This window comes from Alphaproteobacteria bacterium (genome assembly GCA_019635875.1).
GTDB lineage: Bacteria > Pseudomonadota > Alphaproteobacteria > Reyranellales > Reyranellaceae > JAFAZJ01.
On record JAHBYP010000002.1, the window covers coordinates 889,288 to 907,707 of the forward strand.

Annotated in this window: 18 protein-coding genes; 7 read left to right on the top strand and 11 right to left on the bottom strand. The window is 69.3% G+C overall.

Going from position 1 to position 18,420, the window contains the following annotated elements; translation table 11 throughout:
- Positions 1–29: 29 nt before the first annotated feature.
- From KF889_10495 to KF889_10530, 8 genes are all read right to left on the bottom strand, one after another.
- Entirely contained in the window at positions 30–1,031 is a 1,002-nt protein-coding gene (locus tag KF889_10495; GenBank protein ID MBX3499863.1) for an ATP-binding cassette domain-containing protein, read from the bottom strand.
- Positions 1,024–2,013, bottom strand: coding sequence for an ABC transporter ATP-binding protein (locus tag KF889_10500; protein ID MBX3499864.1), 990 nt, complete (start codon positions 2,011–2,013; stop codon positions 1,024–1,026). Before KF889_10500 ends, KF889_10495 begins: the two co-directional genes overlap by 8 nt.
- Before the next feature lie 7 nt (positions 2,014–2,020).
- Positions 2,021–3,730, bottom strand: coding sequence for an ABC transporter substrate-binding protein (locus KF889_10505; GenBank protein MBX3499865.1), 1,710 nt, complete (start codon positions 3,728–3,730; stop codon positions 2,021–2,023).
- 190 nt (positions 3,731–3,920) lie between these two features.
- Complete coding sequence (locus KF889_10510) at positions 3,921–4,823, bottom strand: ABC transporter permease (GenBank protein MBX3499866.1); 903 nt, start codon at positions 4,821–4,823, stop codon at positions 3,921–3,923.
- Complete coding sequence (locus tag KF889_10515; GenBank protein MBX3499867.1) at positions 4,820–5,776, bottom strand: ABC transporter permease; 957 nt, start codon at positions 5,774–5,776, stop codon at positions 4,820–4,822. The genes KF889_10510 and KF889_10515 overlap by 4 nt, the downstream gene beginning before the upstream one ends.
- A gap of 126 nt (positions 5,777–5,902) precedes the next feature.
- Positions 5,903–6,148 (bottom strand): hypothetical protein, encoded by a 246-nt coding sequence (locus KF889_10520; GenBank protein MBX3499868.1) that lies wholly within the window; start codon positions 6,146–6,148, stop codon positions 5,903–5,905.
- A 111-nt stretch (positions 6,149–6,259) separates the two neighbouring features.
- The gene (locus tag KF889_10525) at positions 6,260–6,991 is read right to left on the bottom strand and encodes a hypothetical protein (protein ID MBX3499869.1); all 732 of its coding nucleotides are present in this window, start codon (positions 6,989–6,991) and stop codon (positions 6,260–6,262) included.
- A gap of 12 nt (positions 6,992–7,003) precedes the next feature.
- Positions 7,004–7,543, bottom strand: coding sequence for a GNAT family N-acetyltransferase (locus KF889_10530; protein MBX3499870.1), 540 nt, complete (start codon positions 7,541–7,543; stop codon positions 7,004–7,006).
- Between the two features lie 97 nt (positions 7,544–7,640).
- Here KF889_10530 and KF889_10535 point away from each other — a divergent pair, with 97 nt between their 5' ends.
- From KF889_10535 to KF889_10550, 4 genes are all read left to right on the top strand, one after another.
- The gene (locus tag KF889_10535; protein ID MBX3499871.1) at positions 7,641–8,852 is read left to right on the top strand and encodes an MFS transporter; all 1,212 of its coding nucleotides are present in this window, start codon (positions 7,641–7,643) and stop codon (positions 8,850–8,852) included.
- Between the two features lie 66 nt (positions 8,853–8,918).
- Positions 8,919–10,130 carry a CoA transferase gene (locus tag KF889_10540; protein MBX3499872.1) on the top strand — a complete coding sequence of 404 codons (1,212 nt, stop codon included), beginning with the start codon at positions 8,919–8,921 and terminating at the stop codon, positions 10,128–10,130.
- A complete protein-coding gene (locus tag KF889_10545) occupies positions 10,127–11,332 on the top strand; it encodes a CoA transferase (protein MBX3499873.1) in 1,206 nt (401 codons plus the stop codon). The genes KF889_10540 and KF889_10545 overlap by 4 nt, the downstream gene beginning before the upstream one ends.
- A gap of 17 nt (positions 11,333–11,349) precedes the next feature.
- A complete protein-coding gene (locus KF889_10550) occupies positions 11,350–12,561 on the top strand; it encodes a CoA transferase (GenBank protein ID MBX3499874.1) in 1,212 nt (403 codons plus the stop codon).
- 115 nt (positions 12,562–12,676) lie between these two features.
- Here the strand turns inward: KF889_10550 and KF889_10555 are convergent, their stop codons facing one another.
- Together KF889_10555 and KF889_10560 are read right to left on the bottom strand one after the other, a co-directional pair.
- Positions 12,677–13,774: an HlyD family secretion protein gene (locus KF889_10555; GenBank protein ID MBX3499875.1), complete on the bottom strand. Its 1,098-nt coding sequence runs from the start codon at positions 13,772–13,774 to the stop codon at positions 12,677–12,679.
- Complete coding sequence (locus KF889_10560) at positions 13,771–14,262, bottom strand: MarR family transcriptional regulator (GenBank protein MBX3499876.1); 492 nt, start codon at positions 14,260–14,262, stop codon at positions 13,771–13,773. Before KF889_10560 ends, KF889_10555 begins: the two co-directional genes overlap by 4 nt.
- 65 nt (positions 14,263–14,327) lie before the next feature.
- Here KF889_10560 and KF889_10565 point away from each other — a divergent pair, with 65 nt between their 5' ends.
- Entirely contained in the window at positions 14,328–15,875 is a 1,548-nt protein-coding gene (locus tag KF889_10565; protein MBX3499877.1) for a DHA2 family efflux MFS transporter permease subunit, read from the top strand.
- Between the two features lie 82 nt (positions 15,876–15,957).
- On the opposite strand, the gene KF889_10570 is transcribed toward KF889_10565, so the two are convergent.
- The gene (locus KF889_10570; protein ID MBX3499878.1) at positions 15,958–16,779 is read right to left on the bottom strand and encodes an exodeoxyribonuclease III; all 822 of its coding nucleotides are present in this window, start codon (positions 16,777–16,779) and stop codon (positions 15,958–15,960) included.
- A gap of 71 nt (positions 16,780–16,850) precedes the next feature.
- Here KF889_10570 and KF889_10575 point away from each other — a divergent pair, with 71 nt between their 5' ends.
- Positions 16,851–17,795, top strand: coding sequence for a neutral zinc metallopeptidase (locus KF889_10575; protein ID MBX3499879.1), 945 nt, complete (start codon positions 16,851–16,853; stop codon positions 17,793–17,795).
- Positions 17,789–18,265: a nucleoside deaminase gene (locus KF889_10580; GenBank protein MBX3499880.1), complete on the top strand. Its 477-nt coding sequence runs from the start codon at positions 17,789–17,791 to the stop codon at positions 18,263–18,265. The genes KF889_10575 and KF889_10580 overlap by 7 nt, the downstream gene beginning before the upstream one ends.
- Positions 18,266–18,420: the final 155 nt, after the last annotated feature.

An 18,420-nucleotide genomic window follows, 5' to 3' on the forward strand; every position in this document is an offset into this window, starting at 1 on the left:
GGCACCTTCCCCCTCCGGGGGAAGGGAATTTACGGATGCAGGTGGCAGGCCACGGCGCGGCCGCCGGGGCGGCCCTTGAGCAGCGGTTCCTGTGTCTTGCAGACATCCATCGCGTGCGGGCAGCGCGGGTGGAAGCGGCAGCCGGGCGGCGGCCGCAAGGCGCTCGGCACCTCGCCGGTGATGATCTGCTGTGGTCGCGTCGCCTCGAGCTCGGGATCGGGAATCGGGATCGCCGCCAGCAGGGCCCGGGTATAGGGATGCAGCGGGTCGCGATAGAGTTCGTCGCGCGTGGCGATCTCGACGATCTTGCCGAGATACATCACGGCGATGCGGTCGCTGATGTGTCGCACGACGGCGAGGTCGTGGGCGATGAAGATGTAGGTCAGGCCCAGCCGCTGCTGCAGCTCCATGAACAGGTTCACCACCTGCGCCTGGATCGACACGTCGAGCGCCGAAACCGCCTCGTCGCAGATGATCAGCGACGGCTCGAGCGCCATGGCGCGCGCGATGCCGATGCGCTGACGCTGGCCGCCGGAGAACTCGTGCGGGTAACGGTCGACCATGTCGGGCAACAGCCCGACCATCGAGATCAGCGCCGAGACGCGCTCGCGCAACGCCTTGCGGTCGTTGCCCAGGCCGTGCACCTCCAGCGGCTCGCCGACGACGTCGCGCACGCGCATGCGCGGGTTCAGCGAGCCGTAGGGATCCTGGTAGACCATCTGCATGCGCCGTCGCGTATGGCGCATGCGCTCCTCGTCGTAGCCCGCGATGTCCTCGCCCTCGAAGACAATGCGGCCTTCGGTCGGCGGCAGCATGCGCAGCACGGCCAGCCCCGTCGTCGACTTGCCGCAGCCGCTCTCGCCGACCAGGCCCAGCGTCTCGCCGCGCCTGAGGCTGAAGGAGATGCCGTCGACCGCCTTCACCGTGGCGACCTGCTTCTGGACGATCACCCCCTTCATGACGGGGAAATGAACCTTGAGATCCTCGACGCGCAGGATCTCGTCGGATGCGGCGGTGGTGGCGTCAGGCATGGGCTTCGGCACGTGCCTCGAGGAAACAGGCCTTGAAGTGGCTCTCGCCCACCGCTTCGAGCGGCGGCCGCTCGTCGTGACAGCGTTGCGTCGCCATGCTGCAGCGCGCGGCGAAGGCGCAGCCCGGCGGCAGCTGGGCGAGGTTGGGCGGCTGACCCTCGATAGGCACCAGGCGCTGGCGCGTATCGCCGTCGAGCCGGGGGATCGAGGCCATCAGGCCCCTGGTATAGGGATGCCGCGGGAACTTGTAGAGGATGCGCGCCGGCGCGGTCTCGACGATGCGTCCGCCATACATCACCACGACGCGGTCGGCGTAGCGCGCCACGACGCCCAGATCGTGGGTGATCAGGATCAGCGCCGAGCCGGCCTCACGGGCCTGGTTCTTCAAGAGATCGAGGATCTGGGCCTGCACCGTGACGTCGAGCGCGGTGGTCGGCTCGTCGGCGATGATCAGCTTGGGCTGGCAGGCCAGGGCCATGGCGATCATGGCGCGCTGGCGCATGCCGCCGGAGAACTGGTGCGGCCAGGCGTTGACGCGGGCGGCGGCATCGGGGATGCGCACGCGGCCCAGCAGCTCCTTGGCCTTGTCGATCGCCACATTCCACGGCGCCCTGCGGTGCAGGTTGATCGGCTCGCCGATCTGCTTGCCGATGGTCAGCGCCGGATTGAGCGAGCTCATCGGCTCCTGGAAGATCATGGCGATCTTGTCGCCGCGGATGGCGCGGATGCCGGAGTCGTCGAGCTTCAAGAGGTCGACGCCGTCGAAGATCACCTCGCCCCGCTCGATCCTGCCGGGCGGGTTGGGAATCAGGCGCAGGATGGACAGCGCGGTGACGCTCTTGCCCGATCCCGACTCGCCGACGATCGCCACCGTCTCGCCGGCGGCGACGTCGAAGGACACCGAATCGACGGCGGTGACCACACCGCCGTCGGTCCGGAAACGCGTCGTCAGGTCGCGGACCTGGAGGAGGGGCTCTGCCACGGTGCGCTCAGAAGCCCATCTTCTTCTTCAGGTCCTGGTCGACCCAGATGCGCGCGTAGATCGGGCCGGGGCGCACGGCACCGGCACGCAGCTCGCCGCCGTAGTTCTTCACCCACGGCCACCACGCCGAATAGACGTAGGGCGTCGGCATCCAGATGTACGGCGCTTTGTCGAGGATCTCGCGCGTCATCTCCTTGAGCATGGCCTGCCGCTTGGACTCGTCGCGCGTGCGATAGACCTCGTCCATGCGCGCATCATAGGCCTTGTCCGACCATCCCGACGGATTCCACTGCTGGCCCGTCGTGAAGCTCTTGCGGATCGTGGTCGTCGGGTTGGTGTGGCCGTTGTTCATGAAGTAGCCGGGCGTCATCTTGCGCGTCGTCATGGCCGAGAGGAACGCGGCGTACTCCATCGGCTGGATCTCGATCTTCACGCCGATCTGCTCGAGGTAGGCGGCGATCAGCGGCAGCAGATCCATATGGTCGGGGTTGCAGGCGCAGACCTGGACCTTGAAGCTGAAGCCGTTGGGATGGCCCGCCTCCGCCAGCAGCTTCTTGGCCTTGGCCGGGTCGTAGGTGAACAGTTCCTTCACCGAATCGGGCATCGACTCGAGCGGCTCGAAGTAGCCGACATAGTCAGGATGCATCGGGTAGGCGAAGAGCTCGGCATGGCCATTGTAGTAGGCCTTGACGATCTCCTGCTTGTTCACCGCCATATTGAGCGCGCGACGCACGCGGACGTCGTCGAACGGCTTCTGGTCGACCTGGAAGGCCATGAACGTGCCGGACTGGTTGAGCCAGCGGTTCCACTGCAGCTGCGGCGCGCTCTTCTTCAGGCTGTCGACGTTCTGCCAGCGAATCGCCTCCAGCATGTCGAGCTTGCCGGTGCGCAGCGCTGAGATCCACGTCGCCTCGTCCTTGATCGTGCGGTAGACCACCTTGTCGAGATAGGGCAGCTGGTACTGCTTGCCGCCGATGGTCTCCTTGTCCCAGTAGTTCGGGTTGCGCGTGTAGGTGTTGGAGTTGCCCTGCACGAAATCGCCGAGCTGGAACGGCCCGGTGCCGACCACGTTCTTCCAGTTGGTGGCGCCGGCGTCGACCACTTCCTTGGGCATGATCACCGAGAAATAGCCCCAGCCGAACCGGTAGTCCCACTCCGCGAAGTAGTCCTTGAAGGTGAAGACGACGGTGTGCTTGTCGGTCGCCTCGACCTTCTCGACATGCGCGAAGTAGTCCTTGATGCGCCGCGGGCTGCCGTTCAGCCGGTTGAAGCTGAACACCACGTCATCGGCGACGAACTCGCGCGCCTTCATCACGCCCTGCTTCTCGGGAAACATGATGCCCTTGCGCAGCTTGATCTCGACCCGGGGCGGATTCTCCTTCCACTCCCAGCTCTCGGCCAGCTCGCCGCGCATCGCCTCGTTCGACAGCCAGGCGTCCGGCACGAAGGAGAACTTGCCGCCGTTGCGCTTGGCCTTGGTCAGGTCGGCGGCGAACAGCTGCTCGTAGAACATGCCGGTGTCGTGGTTGAGCTTCCAGTTCCAGTCGTGCGGATCCCACGACAGCGCCGAAAGCGTGATGTAGACCGTGCCGACCTCCAGCGTGCCGCCGTATTTCGGCGCCGTGTTCTCGGCCAGCGCGGAAGTCGTCGCCAGCCCCAGCGCCGTCGCGCCCGCCAGCATGGTGCGCTTCAATCCCCGTATCATGCGATCCTCCATTTCGTTTCGTTCGCCCGTCGCAAATGACGCGGTGGACCGCTCGTCCTGCCGCGCCTGAAACGCGCTCAGCCGACGTACCGCAGGACTCTGCGCGCGCCGTCGAGCACGTTGATCTCGCCGCCACCAAACACGATGCCGCATGCCATGCCACTCTCCCTCCGATGGGTGTCCGCCCCGCCGGTCGGACGCCTCAACGCGAGCCGCGCATGCGCGGGTCGAGCAGGTCGCGCAACGCGTCGCCGAAGACGGAGATCGCGTAGACGACGATGGTCAGGCACAGACCCGGCGCCAGCGCCAGCCAGGGTCCCTGGTACATGTAGGCGCGGCCCGAACCGCTGAGCATGCCGCCCCAGGTCGGCGCCGGCGGCGGCACGCCGAAGCCGAGGAAGGACAGGCCGGACTCGGCGAGGATCGCCACCGCCACGCGATTGGTGAACAGCACGATCACCGGCGCCATGACGTTGGGCAGCACGTGGCGCCACAGGATGCGGAAGGTCTTGGCGCCGGTCGACTTGGCGGCGTGCACGTACATGTTCTCGCGCACCGAGACCACGGCGCCGCGCACGATGCGCGAGCCGGCGATGCCGAGCGCCAGTCCCAGCACGACGATGATCTGCGGCATGCCCGGGCCGACCACCGAGACGACGACGATCAGCACGATCAGCTCGGGGAAGCTCATCCAGGCGTCGACGAAGCGCTGCACCACCATGTCGAACTTGCCGCCGAGATAGCCGGTCAGCACGCCGAGCACGATCGAGATCACGGTCGCCAGGCCGGCGGCGCAGAAGCCGATGATCACCGAGAGCTGCGCGCCGTAGAGGCAGCGCGAGAGCATGTCGCGGCCCGAATTGTCGGTGCCGAACGGAAAGGCCAGGCTGGGCGGCTTGAGCCGGTTCATCAGGCTGATCTGGTTGTAGCCGTAGGGCGCCAGCAGATCGGCGAACACGCCGCAGAACAGGAAGATCGCGAAGATCACGGCGCCCGCCGCGCCCAGCGGCTTCTCGCGGAACAGGCGGACGAGGAATTCCATGAACGGCCCGCGGCGTGGCCGCGGCTTGGCCTGGGCGACGGCGGCTTCGGCGACGGCGGTCATCGATAGCGCACCTTCGGATCGAGCAGCCCGTAGCTGAGATCGACGATCAGGTTGATCAGCATCACCGCCAGGCCGACGACGAGGAACACGCCGGTGATGATCGGATAGTCGCGCTGGCTGACGGCCTCGAGCAGCAGCAGGCCCATGCCAGGAATGACGAAGATCTGCTCCATGATGACGGCGCCGCCGATCAGGATCGGCGCCTGCAGGCCGATCAGCGTGACGACGGGGATCAGCGCGTTGCGCAGCGCGTGGCGCATCACTACGAGCCTCTCGCTCAGGCCCTTGGCCCAGGCGGTGCGCACGTAGTCCTGGCGCAGCACCTCCAGCATCATGGTGCGCGTCAGCCGCATGGTGATGGCCGATAACGAGCAGCCCAGGATGATCGCGGGCACGATCATCTGGCTGAGGTTCTGGATCGGGTCCTGCGAGAAGGGCACGAAGCGGATCTGCGGCGACCAGCCCCACCAGATCGACGGGAAGACCATGACCAGCGTGCCGAGCCAGAAGCTCGGCACCGCCAGCATCAGGATCGAGAAGGAGCGGGTGACATAGTCGCCGGCCGTGTCCTGGCGGATCGCCGAGTAGACGCCGATCGGGATCGCCACGGTCAGCGCGACCAGCAGCGACAGCAGGCCGAGCTCGAAGGTCACCGGCAGGCGCTGCAGCAGCTGCTCGGTGACCGGCGTGTTCTGCCACAGCGACTTGCCCATGTCGCCGGAGAACAGGATTGCGCCGATCCACTTGAAGTACTGGGTGTACATCGGCTGGTCGAGGCCGAGCGCGGCCTGCAGCGCCTCGCGGTCCTTCTTGCCGGCGCTGATGTCGTTCTGGCTGAGCATCAGGTCGATGATGTCGCCCGGGATCAGGCGGACAGTGACGAAGACGATGACGCTGGCGAAGAACAGCGTGGGAATCAGGGCGAGCAGACGGCGCGCGATGTAGGCCTGCATGTGTCCTGGTCGTTTCTCGAGCCCTCGTGCCGGCGCCTCTTGGCGGATCGCTCGACGGCGGGAACCCTACGAGCGGCCTGCGGGCGAGTCAAAGAAACAGCGCATCCATCGGCAGGGCGTTTCGCATCACGACTTTTCGCTGAGAAAACGATCGAGTCGCAGCGCCGTGCGCAGATCGGCGACCGCCTCCGCCTTGGGCGGCTCGAGCGGAATGCCCGTGGCGTCGGCGATGCGGGTGATGCCATCGAAGCCGGCGATCACCGCCGCAGCGTCGATCATGGCCGCCTCGCCCAGCGCGGCCACCAGCGCGGCACGCGCGCTCGCCAGGGTCCCTGGCTCGTCGGCCAGCGCCTTGTCGGCGAACGCCGTCAACAGCGTCGATGCAGGGACCCCGGTATCGGTGCCGCCGGCGACCCCATCGAGCTCGTATTCCTGCCCGCCGTGTCTGCCGCTCGCCCGGAGCAGGACCGCATGGCTGGCGGTTCAATAGACGCACTGGTTGAGGGCCGCGACGCGCGAGGCCAGCAGCTCAATCTGGGCGTGACTGACGGCGCGGTACTCGCGGGCGAAGTCGCGCATCGCCGCCGATGGCAGGTACATCACCTCGAACATGTCCCACCAATGCATCATCGAGCGCGGCACGAGGCTCAGCGCGTGATGCACGTATCCTCCGCCGCGCCGGCGCGGCCCGGGTTGGGCCTGGTAGAGGTCCGGATCCTCGGCGGTGCAATCGTCGGGCAGCAGCGTCGCCATCCATGCCACGCCCGGCTTCGCGCCGGTCGGCCGGCGACGCGTGGGCATGCCCGGCTTCGGGGCCGGCAAGCGCCACGGCTCGAGGCCGCTCGCACGGCGGAACGTGTCGACCGCGACGGTGATGGCGATCACCGACACCAGCTCGACATAGCGCTCCTCGTCGAGGCCCGCTTCGACGATCCCGCGATACCAGCCATGGCCCAGCCGGCCGGGATCGGTGCGGATGCGATGGATCGCCTCGATCGCCGGCGCCGGCAGGACACCGGGCGTATCGTGGTCGCCGGCGGCCATTGACGGCGACAGCGCCACTTTCCGCGCGGCGCACAGGCGGCATTGCGCGGCGCGACGCGTCTCGGCGGCGATCGCCACGCGCTCGGCGCCGTTCCACCAGGTGCCGGGTTCGCCGACCTCCGACCATGCCTGAGCCTGGGCGGCGGCGAGGTCGCGGCGGATCATCTCCATGGCGTCACGCTCTCACGAATGGCCAATGGCGTCGAACACGTAGTGGCGGCGCGGCACGTCGGCCCGGCGGGAGTTGTACCAGCGCGTGCGATCCTCGACCCAGCGGAAGCCCAACCGTTCGAGGATGCGGCCGGAGGCCGGGTTGTCGGCGGCGTGACCGGCCTGCAGCCGGCGAAGGCCCAGTGTGCCCGTTGCGAAGGCCAGCACCGCGGCGGCGGCCTCGCTGGCCAGGCCGCGACCCCAGTAGTCCCGCTCGAGCCAGTAACCGAGCTCACCGCACCCGTCCTGGATCTCGTCGACATCGGCGCAGCCGATGACCCGACCGTCGACCACGACGGCGAAACGATAGGCCGTACCCGCCCGCCATTCGACCGCGTGCTCTCTCAGCCAGGCGGCGACGTGTTCCAGCACTGGCGGGTAGGCCGGGAATACCAGCATGCGCGTGACCTCGAAGTCCGACCGGATCTCGAAGACACGCTGGGCGTCCTGCGGCGTGAAGGCGCGCAGCAGGAGGCGCGGCGTCCGCAGCGTGAAATCTGGCAGGATGCTCATGGCGCGGCAGGCTACGCCATCCGGCCAACCGTGAGAATTGCAGCCTTGAGCCATCGGCACGGCAGGGCGCGCCGGCCCGATGCTAGGGTGCGCGCGCATGACAGTCGTCGTCCTCGCGAATCTGCGCGCCTTCGCTCCCTCGCTGGGTGTCATGCTCGGCGTGCAGTCAATGGTCTCGGTCGGCGCGGCGGCGATCGCCGTGCTGGCGCCGGTGATCGCCCCGGAGGCCGGGGTCGCGCCGTCGAACATCGGCATCTACACCATGGCGCTGTTCGGCTGCGGCATGGCCTCGGCCCTGATCGGCGGCGCGCTGGTGCCGCGCTTCGGCCCGGTGCGCGTGTGCCAGATCAGCCTGCTGATGGGCGCCGTCGCGCTGGGGCTGGCGCTCAGCGGCCATGTTGCCGGGCTGATGCTCTGTGCCGTCATCATGGGTCTGGGCATGGGCGCGCCAACGCCGGCCAGCTCGCACCTGCTGTTCCGCGTCACGCCCTCGCGGGTTCTCGGCACCGTGCTGTCGATCAAGCAGACCGGCGTGCCGCTGGGCGGCGCGTTGGCCGGCGCCATCCTGCCCGGGGTGACGCTGATGTGGGGCTGGCGCGGCGCGCTGGTCGCGGTGGCGGTCGCGACGGTCCTGTCCGTGCTCGCCATCCAGCTCTGGCGCCAGGACATGGACAGCGACCGCGATCCGGCGCGGCCGGTGAGCCTGCCCGGGCTGTGGGGCAGCATGGCGCTGATCTGGCGCCAGCCCGACCTGCGGCTGATCGCGCTGACGGCCGCCACCCTGTCGGCCGGGCAGGTCAGTGTCTCGGCGTTCTACGTTACCTATCTGGTGGAGATCGGCCTGTCGCTGACCGCCGCCGGCTTCGCACTGGCGGTGGCGCAGCTCTCGGGCGTCGCCGGCCGCGTCGTCTGGGGCGCCATCGCCGACTGGTCGGGCCGGCCGCTGCTGGTGCTGACGGGGCTCGCCATCGTGGCGGCGCTGGCGACCCTGGCGGTGACGCGGCTTGCCGTCGACTGGCCCTCGATCGGCATCCTCGCGCTCAGTGTCGTGCTCGGCGCGACGACCATCGGCTGGGCCGGCGTGGTCTATGGCGAGGTGGCGCGCCGCGCGCCCGCCGGTCGTACCGCGGAGGCCAGCGGCGGCATCACCGCCTTCATGTTCGCCGGCATCGTCATCGGACCGGCGATCTTCAGCGCCATCGTGCAGGCCGCCGGCAGCTTCACGCCGGCCTACGCCGTCCTGGCGGTGGCGATCGCGGCGATCGCGGCGGCCATGCTGTGGCGCCTTTCGCAGGGTGGCGCGCGGTGAGGCTGCCGTGTTGACGCTGGCCGGGCGCGTGGTGTTGCCTCGGCCGGTCGGGGAGAGACGCGGATCATGACGGACGAGAGCCTGCCGTTTTCCGGGCTGCTGGTGCTCGACGTGTCGACCTTCGTCGCCGGGCCGGCCGCCGCCACCATCCTCGGCGATTTCGGCGCCGACGTGATCAAGGTCGAGCCGCCGGGCGAGGGCGATCCCTTCCGCCGTTTCGGCCAGTCGCACGGCGTGCCGCCGCATCCGGTGAATTTCTGCTGGGAGTTCACCAGCCGCGGCAAGCGCTCCTTCGCCGTCGACCTGAAAAATGCCGAGGGCCGCGCCGCCTTCGAGAAGCTGGTGGCAAGGGCCGACATCGCCGTCGTGAACTATCCCGCCGCCGTACGCGAGCGCCTGAAGCTGCGCGCTCAGGATCTGCGGCCGCTCAATGAGCGGCTGATCTATGCCTCGCTCACCGGCTACGGCGAGAGCGGGCCGGATGCCGGCCAGCCGGGCTTCGACGCCACGGCGTATTTCGCGCGCGCCGGCCTGCTTGACGCCATGACCTACGAAGGCGCGCCGCCGGCCTTCTCGGCGCCGGGCTCGGGTGACCACGCCACCGCCACCGCATTGTTCGCCTCGATCATGATCGCGCTGCGCCAGCGCGACCGCACCGGCCGCGGCGCCGAGGTCGGCACCTCGCTGCTGGGCAACGGGCTGTGGGCCAACGGCATCCTGGCGCAGGGCGCGCTATTGGGCGCCGTGCTGCCGAACAGACCGCCGCGCACGCGGCCGCGCTCGGCCGTGGTCAACCAGTACCGCACGTCGGACGATCGCTGGCTGAACCTCGCATTGGCGCGCGAGGAGAAGATGTGGCCGGTGTTCTGCAAGGCGATCGGCCGCGAGGATCTGGTCGAGGATCCGCGCTTCAGGGAGATGCCGACACGGCGCGCCAACGGTGCGGCGCTGGCCGCGATCCTCGATCCGATCTTCGCCGCCCGGACGCTGGCCGAATGGGGCGCGCTGTTCAAATCGGTCGGCATCACCTTCGGCGACATCAACCGGCTGGCCGACATCGCCGGCGATCCGCAGCCCGCGGCGGCGGGCGCCGTGCGCGCCACCGCCAATCCGGCGCTGCCGCGCAGCATCGCCAATCCGCTGCGCGTCGACTTCGCCGAGCAGCGCCCGGCACGGCCGGCGCCGGCCCTGGGCGAGCACACCGACGCGATCCTGCGCGACCTCGGCTACGGCGATTGCGACATCGCTGCGCTGCGCGAGAGCGGAGCGGTGGGATGAGCGTGGCGCCGCTGCTGACGGGTCTGCGCGTCCTCGACATCGCCTCCTTCATCGCCGGCCCGGCGACGGCAACGGTGCTGGGCGATTTCGGCGCCGACGTGATCAAGGTCGAGCCGTTCGATGGCGATCCGCATCGCCGCTCCGGCGATTCGCCCGGCATGCCGGTGACGCCGGTGAATTTCGGCTGGGAGTTGGAGGCGCGCGGCAAGCGCTCGATCGTGCTCGATCTGAAGCATCCCGCGGGACGCGCCGCGCTCGACCGCCTGGTCATGAGCGCCGACGTGCTGGTCACCAACTTTCCGCCGGCGGTTCGCGAACGGCTGCGGCTGCGCTACGAGGATGTCGCGCCGCTCAACGAACGGCTGATCTACGCCTCGCTGTCGGGCTATGGCGAGGCGGGCGAGGAGGCCAACCAGCCGGGCTACGACGTCACAGCCTATTTCGGCCGCTCCGGCATCATCGACGCCATGCGCGTGGCCGACGGGCCGCCGATCCTCACCCTGCCGGCGCAGGGCGATCATCCGACGGCGATGACCCTGTTCGGCGGCATCATGATGGCGCTCTACGCGCGCGAACGCAGCGGCAAGGGCAGCCGCGTCGCCACCAGCCTGATCCACAACGGCCTGTGGTCGAACGGCAGCCTGGTGCAGGCGGCGCTGGCCGGCGGCTTCGGCGACCCGCGCCGCCCGCGCACCGAGACGCGCAACGCACTGGTCGGCGTCTATCGCACGCGCGACCAGAAATGGCTGTCGCTGGTGCTGGTGCGCGAGGACAAGCAGTGGCCGCCATTCTGCCGCGCCATCGGCCTGCCCGAGCTGACCGACGACCCGAGATTCAAGGAACGTCCGACGCGGCAGGCCAACGCCCGGCTGCTGCAACCGATCCTCGACGCCACCTTCGCCGGCGACGACCTTGCGGCCTGGAAGCGTCGGCTGGGCGCCGAGGGCATCACCTTCGGCGTCATCGCCAGCCTGCGCGACGTGATCGCCGATCCGCAGGCGGAGGCCGCCGGCGCGTTCGTCGCCACCGGCCGCAGCGACCTGCCGCGCGCGCTCGCCAATCCGCTGGAGGTCGAGGTCAGCGGCAAGGTGCCGCCGCGCCGCCCGCCGGAACTGGGCGAACACACCGACGCCATCCTGCGCGAGGCGGGCTATACCGACAGCGAGATCGCCGTGCTGCGCCAGTCGGGCGCGGCGGCCTGAACGACCATGGAATTGCGATGACCGATCAGTCCCTTCCGTTCGCCGGCCTCAAGGTGCTGGACATCTCCTCGTTCATCGCCGCGCCGGCGGCGGCGGTGATCCTCGCCGACTACGGCGCCGACGTGATCAAGGTCGAGGGGCCCGACGGCGATCCCAACCGCACCATCGTCAAGGACTCGCCGAGCTATCCCAAGGGACCGATCAACTATCCCTGGGCGATGGACTCCCGCCACAAGCGCTCGATCGCGCTCGACCTCAAGCAGTCCGCCGCGCGCGAGGCGCTCGACCGGCTGATCGCGCAGTCCGACGTGCTGATCATCAACTTCCCGCCGCCGGTGCGCGAGCGGCTGCGGCTGCGCTACGAGGATTGCAGGGCGATCAACCCGCGGCTGATCTATGCCTCGCTCACCGGCTACGGCGAGAGCGGTCCGGATCGCGACCGGCCGGGCTTCGACGCCACCGCGTATTTCGCGCGGTCGGGCCTGTTCGACGTGCAGCGCTACGAGGGCGGTCCGCCGGGCACGGCGGCGCCGGCGCAGGGCGATCGCGCCACGGCGGTGGCGCTCTTCGCCTCGATCCTGATGGCGCTGTTGCATCGGCAGAAGACCGGCGAGGGCAGCTGGGTCGGCACGTCGCTTTACGCCAACGGCCTGTGGTCCAACGGGGTCTTCGCCCAGGGCGCCCTGGTGGGATCGTTCCTGGCGCCGCGGCCGCCGCGCGACCGGCCGCGCTCGGCGCTGGGCAACATCTACCGCACGCGCGACGATCGCTGGCTGCAGCTCACCATCGTGCGCGAGGACAAATTATGGGCGCCGCTCTGCCGCGCGCTCGAAGAGCCGGAACTGATCGACGATCCGCGCTTCGCCGAGCTCGATGCGCGGCGCGCCAATTCCAAGGACCTGGTGACGATCCTCGACGGCATCTTCCTCACGCGCGACTACGAGGATTGGCGCGAGCGGCTGGCGGCGCAGAGCATCACCTTCGGCGTGATCGGCCGCGTGCAGGACCTGCCGACCGACGAGCAGGCGGTGCATGCCGGCGCGATCATCGACGCCGACGTGCCCGAGGCGCCGCGCCAGATCAACAACCCGATCCGGCTGAGCTTCGCGCAGACGCGCACGCCCAGGCCGGCGCCCGTCCTGGGCGAGCACGGCGAGACCATCCTGCGCGAAGCCGGGATGGATGCCGGCGCGATCGCCGCGCTGAAGGCGTCGAAGGGGTTGCTGTAACGACCACGTCGTCCCGAGCGCAGCGAAGGACCTTGCGGTGTAGCGGTCACATCAAAGCGATCCACCCGTTCGCACTACTGCGAGGTCCTTCGTTGCGCTCAGGACGACGGCGGATCTACCGCGTCTGCGCCGTCGAGTCGTCGGGCTTCCTCGAGTCCTTCTTGCCACCGAGTATGCCGGCGACGACGTCGCCGACGCTGCGCTGCCGGCCGGTGTCGATGCGCACCATGGCGGTCATGCCGGCGCGCAGCGGCGGCTCGCCGGCGTGCGGCAGCAGGCGCAGCTTCACCGGCAGGCGCTGCACGACCTTGACCCAGTTGCCGCTGGCGTTCTGCGGCGGCAGGATCGCGAACTCCGCGCCGGTCGCCGGGCTCAGGCTCTCGACGATCGCTTCCCAGACAACGTCGGGGTAGATGTCGAGCGCGACGCGGGCGCGCTGGCCGACGCGCACATGCGTGAGCTCGGTCTCCTTGAAATTGGCCTCGACCCATGGCCGATGCGCGGCGACCAGGGCGAACAGCGGCGTCGACGCCTTGACCTGCTCGCCCGGCTGGGTGCGCAGATTGACGACGATGCCGTCGACCGGCGCGCGGATCTGGGTGCGCGCGAGATCGAGCGCGGCGCGTTCGCGCGCCGCGCGCTTCTCGCGCACCATGGGATGCTGGTCGGCGGGCAGCTGCGGATCGCCGTTCAGCGCCGTCAGCACGCGGTGCAGCTTCTCCTTCACCGTGGCGACGCGGTCGGTGGCGCTGCGCGCGTCGTTCTGCGCCTCGTCGCGCTTGGCCGCCGACAGCACGCCCGTCCGGGCCAGTTCCTCCTGGCGCTGCCACTGGCGCTGGGCGTAGGCGGCGCGCGCCTCGGCATCGGCCAGCTCGCTCACCGCCTCGCGCCAGGTGGCGCGCAGGGTCTCGACATGGGTGCGCGCGGCGTCGAGCTCGGCCTCGGCGGCCTCCAGCGCCAGGCGGAACGGCGCGGTCTCGATGGTCAGCAGCACGTCGCCGGCCTTGACCTCGGCGTGGTCGCGCACCGGCACGCGGCGCACCGGGCCGGCGACCTCGGGCGCGATCTGCACGATATTGGCCTTCACATAGGCGTTCTCGGTGCTGATGTAGCGGCCGCCGGAGAGCCACCAGAACACGCCGCCGGCGACCGCAGCCGCCGGGATCACCACCAGCAGGGCGAAGCGCAATGCGGTGCGGTGGCGGTAGCTCACGGCGCGGCCGCTCCGCGCGCGCGCGGCTCGGCACCGCCCGGGGCGCTGTCGTCGCCGGCCAGCATCTGCAGGCGGCGCTTCACCGCCGCTGCCATGCGCGTGAACTCCGCCTGCTCCTTGCTCGACAGCGGCTTGAGTGCGTCGTCGACCGTGGCCCGGGCGATCTTCCACATGCCGGCGTGCACGCTGCGCGCATGCGCCGTCAGGTGCAGGCGCTTGATGCGGCGGTCGACCGGATCGGGCCGGCGCTCGAGCCAGCCGCCATTCTCCATGCGGTCGATCATGCGGCCGGCGCTGGCGCGGTCGAGTTCGAGCATCTCGGCCAGCTCGGTCTGGCTGGCGCCGGGCCGGCGGGTCAGCCGGGTCAGCACCAGCCACTGCGCGCGGGTCAGCCCGAGCTCGCGCACGCGCCGGTCGAAGACCGTGCGCATCAGCCGCGCCACGTCCGACAGCACGTAGCCGATGTAGTCGTCGTCGTTCGGGCCCACGCCCATCTCCCATGCGCCGACGCGAGTCGACCGATAATGTTGTCTAGGCTACATTAGCCATGACCATGACATCAAGTGCCGCCGCCACGCCCCTGGAGCAGGCCAGCCCCGCCGAATCCTTCTCGGTCGGCCGGCGGGTGCTGATCCTGGTCATGGTGGTGCTGGGCTCGACGCTCTACGCCACCACCCTGCTGATCGCCTCGACCTTGCTGCCGCAGATGCAGGGCGCGATGTCGGCGACCCAGGACGAGATCGCCTGGGCGATGACCTTCAACATCCTGGCCACGGCGGTGGCGACGCCGATGACCGGCTGGCTGGTGGCGCGTTTCGGCAGGCGCGAGACCATGACCTGGGCGGTCCTGTGCTTCACCGTCACCACCCTGCTGTGCGGCATGGCCGAATCGCTGGAGACGCTGATCCTCTACCGCGTGCTGCAGGGTGCGCTGGGCGCGCCGGTGATCCCGCTGTCGCAGACCATCCTGCTCGATGCCTTCCCCAAGAGGCAGCAGGGGCTGGTGACCTCGATCTTTGGCATGGCCGTGGTGATCGGGCCGGTGATCGGCCCGACGGTCGGCGGCATGCTGTCGGAGCTCTACAGCTGGCGCTGGGCCTTCTACATGATCGTGCCGGTGGGCGTGCTGTCGTTCGTCGGCCTGCGCTTCACCCTGCCCTACGACCGGCCGACCGGACGCATCGCGCTCGACTGGACCGGCTTCCTGTCGCTCTCCGTCACCATCGCCTGCGTGCAGCTGGTGCTGGCGCGCGGCCAGCGCCTGGACTGGTTCGAGTCCGGCGAGATCGTCGTCGAGACCTTCATCGCCGTCCTCGCCTTCTGGATCTTCCTGGCGCACAGCCTCACCGCGTCCAAACCGTTCCTCAACCTGCGCCTGCTGCTCGACCGCAACTACGCCATCGGCCTGGTACTGGTGCTGATCTACGGCATGCTGAACTTCACGCCGATGGTGCTGCTGCCGCCGCTGCTGCAGCAGCATGCCGGCTTCCCCGACCAGCTGATCGGCGAGGTGATCGCCGCGCGCGGCGTCGGCGCCACCATCGGCTTCTTCCTGGCGATCTTCGTCGGCCGCATGGACCCGCGCATCGGCCTGATCGGCGGCTTCGGGCTGCTGGCGATCTCCGGCTTCTGGCTGATGCACATCGACCTCAACGTCGACATGGGCACCCTGCTGGCCAACAGCCTGGTGCAGGGCGTCGCCATCGGCGTGATCTGGGTGCCGCTCACCCTGGTGACCTTCTCGACCACCAGCCCGGCCAATCTCGCCGAGGGCACGGCGGTCTACCACCTGCTGCGCAATATCGGCTCGAGCTTCTTCATCTCGATCTGCGTCGCCGAGATCGTGCGCTCGACCGGCGTGAACTACGGTCGCCTGGTCGAGCTGGTGAACCCCTACAACAAGGCGCTGGCGCTGCCCTGGGTCACCGGCGGCTGGGACGTCACGACGGTGCAGGGCCTGGCGCGGCTGTCCCGGGAGATCAACCGCCAGGCGGCGATGATCGGCTACATCAACGCCTTCGGCCTGTTCACCCTGTGCTCGGCACTCGCGGTGCCGATGATCCTGCTGATCGGCCGGCGGGCGAGGGCGAGATTGGCCTGAAGATCGAGCTGTCATCCCGAGCGCAAGGAATCCAGGGAAGCAGCCTGGATCCCTCGCTGCGCTCGGGATGACAGATTCTCCTTCAAAGATTGAACGTGCCGATCACGGGCACGTGGTCGGAGGCCTTCTCCCAGTCGCGCGTGTCCTTGAGGATGCGAAAGCCGCCGATCGCGCCGCGCAGCGCCGGCGTGGCGAGGATGTGGTCGAGCCGCCGGCCGCGGTCGGATTTGCGCCAGTCCTGGTTGCGGTAGCTCCACCACGAATAGAGCTTCTCGTGCGCCGGCGTGAAGAGGCGCGGCACGTCGATCCATTCGCGCGACTTCAGCATGTGGCCGAACAGCTCGACCTCGACCGGTGTGTGCGAGACGACGTCGAGCAGCTGCTTGTGGCTCCATACGTCGTGCTCCAGCGGCGCCACGTTGAGGTCGCCGACCGTGATCGCGCGCTTGCCCTTGCGCGCGGCCTTCCTCGGCGCGCCGTCGGCGAACCAGGTCGAGATCTCGCGATAGAAGTCGAGCTTGTGCGCGAACTTCAGGTTGGCTGCCGGGTCGGGCACGTCGCCGCCGGCGGGGATGTAGAGGTTGTCCAGCACGATCGGATCGCCGCCGACATCCAGCCAGGCGCGCACGTGCCGGCAATCCTCGCGCATGACGCGGTGGTGGATCTCGACCTTGCTGAAGGGCAGGCGGCTCACGATGGCGACGCCGTTGTAGCCCTTCATGCCGTGGATCAGCCGGTGCGTGTAGCCCAGCGCCTCGAACGGGGCGTGCGGGAACAGCTCGTCCGGGCACTTGGTCTCCTGCAGGCACAGCACGTCGGGCTTCTCCGCGCGCAGGAAGCGCTCGATGTTGCCGATGCGCAGGCGGACGGAGTTGATGTTCCAGGTGGCGATGGAAAGCGGCATGGGATCCCGAGATTAGCGCGGCGCGTTGTGCCTTCCTATATAGTGGCGTTTCACCGCCGCCGGAGCATGCCATGCGCCTCGACGACACCCCGGAAAGCGACAACATTGAGGATCGCCGCGACGACGGCCCGGCCAGCCCGGGCGGCTTTGGCGGCGGCGGTTTCGGAGGTGGCGGTGGCGGCTTCGGCCTGCCGATCGGCGGCGGCGGCATGAGCGGCATCGGCGTGATCGTGGTGATCGGCGCCGCCCTGTTCCTCGGCATCGATCCCCTGGCGCTGCTGAGCGGCGTGCAATCGCCGCCGCCGCGCGAGTACCAGCAGCCGCGCCAGGCGCAGCCGAGCCAGACGGCCCGGCCGATCGGGCGCGACGACGAGATGCGCCGTTTCGTCGGCCGCGTGCTGGGCAGCACCGAGGAGGTCTGGCGCGAGCAGCTGCCCGCGCAGCTCAATCAGCCCTACCGTGAGCCCACCCTGGTGCTCTTTACCGGCCGGGTGAACTCCGCCTGCGGCTCGGCGACGGCGGCGTCTGGCCCGTTCTACTGCCCCGGCGACATGAAGGTGTACATCGACCTCAGCTTCTACGACCTGCTGCGCACGCGCTTCCGCGCGCCGGGTGATTTCGCGCAGGCCTATGTCATCGGCCACGAGGTCGGCCATCACATCCAGCGCCTGCTCGGCATCCTCGCCAAGGTGCAGGAGCGCAAGCGCGTGGTCGGCCAGACCGAGGCCAACGCGCTGCAGGTGCGCGTCGAGCTGCAGGCCGATTGCTTCGCCGGCGCCTGGGCGTTCCATGCCAACCGCAAGCGCGCCATCCTCGAGCCGGGCGACGTCGACGAGGCGCTGCGTGCCGCCGCGGCGATCGGCGACGACACCCTGCAGGGCCAGGGCGGGCGCGGCACCATCCGGCCCGAGACCTTCACCCATGGCAGCGCCGCGCAGCGCCAGCGCTGGTTCAAGCGCGGCCTGCAGAGTGGCTCGCTGCGCGACTGCGACACCTTCACCGCGCGCGAATTGTGAACGACGACCAGACATTCCTGCGCGCCGCGATCGGGCTGTCGCGGCGACGCATGGAGGCCGGCTTCGGCGGCCCGTTCGGCGCCATCGTCGTGCGCGACGGCAAGGTGATCGCCGAGGGCTTCAACCAAGTGACCTCGGCCAACGATCCGACCGGCCACGCCGAGATCAGCGCCATCCGCGCCGCCTGCGCGGCGCTGAAGAATTTCAGCCTCGCCGGCTGCACGCTCTACACCAGCTGCGAGCCCTGCCCGATGTGCCTGGGCGCGATCTACTGGGCGCGCCTGGACCGCGTGGTCTACGCCAACACGCGCGCCGATGCCGCCGCCATCGGCTTCGACGACGACCACATCTACCGCGAGTTCGACAAGCCGATCGCCGCGCGCGTGATCCCCTTCACCCACCTGCCGTCCGAGGAAGGCCGGGCGGTGTTCGCGGCCTGGCAGGCCAAGCCGGACAAGGTCCTGTACTAAGCGCATTCCGCGAGAAGCGACCACTCTGTCGTCCCGAGCGCAGCGAGGGATCCAGGCATCGCCGCTGGATTCCTCGCTGCGCTCGGAATGGCAGTGGAGCCGCGTGCGACGACCTCGCTCCAGGCTCGGCCCGACATCCTTAAGGATGGCAAAAA

Bases quoted from the DNA above. Each gene is read 5' to 3' on its own strand.
- KF889_10545 (MBX3499873.1), top strand. From the start codon at position 10,127: ATGAGCGTGGCGCCGCTGCTGACGGGTCTGCGCGTCCTCGACATCGCC.
- KF889_10540 (MBX3499872.1), top strand. From the start codon at position 8,919: ATGACGGACGAGAGCCTGCCGTTTTCCGGGCTGCTGGTGCTCGACGTG.
- KF889_10565 (MBX3499877.1), top strand. From the start codon at position 14,328: ATGACATCAAGTGCCGCCGCCACGCCCCTGGAGCAGGCCAGCCCCGCC.
- KF889_10570 (MBX3499878.1), bottom strand. From the start codon at position 16,779: ATGCCGCTTTCCATCGCCACCTGGAACATCAACTCCGTCCGCCTGCGC.
- KF889_10495 (MBX3499863.1), bottom strand. From the start codon at position 1,031: ATGCCTGACGCCACCACCGCCGCATCCGACGAGATCCTGCGCGTCGAG.
- KF889_10510 (MBX3499866.1), bottom strand. From the start codon at position 4,823: ATGACCGCCGTCGCCGAAGCCGCCGTCGCCCAGGCCAAGCCGCGGCCA.
- KF889_10530 (MBX3499870.1), bottom strand. From the start codon at position 7,543: ATGAGCATCCTGCCAGATTTCACGCTGCGGACGCCGCGCCTCCTGCTG.
- KF889_10575 (MBX3499879.1), top strand. From the start codon at position 16,851: ATGCGCCTCGACGACACCCCGGAAAGCGACAACATTGAGGATCGCCGC.
- KF889_10535 (MBX3499871.1), top strand. From the start codon at position 7,641: ATGACAGTCGTCGTCCTCGCGAATCTGCGCGCCTTCGCTCCCTCGCTG.
- KF889_10515 (MBX3499867.1), bottom strand. From the start codon at position 5,776: ATGCAGGCCTACATCGCGCGCCGTCTGCTCGCCCTGATTCCCACGCTG.
- KF889_10505 (MBX3499865.1), bottom strand. From the start codon at position 3,730: ATGGAGGATCGCATGATACGGGGATTGAAGCGCACCATGCTGGCGGGC.
- KF889_10525 (MBX3499869.1), bottom strand. From the start codon at position 6,991: ATGGAGATGATCCGCCGCGACCTCGCCGCCGCCCAGGCTCAGGCATGG.
- KF889_10550 (MBX3499874.1), top strand. From the start codon at position 11,350: ATGACCGATCAGTCCCTTCCGTTCGCCGGCCTCAAGGTGCTGGACATC.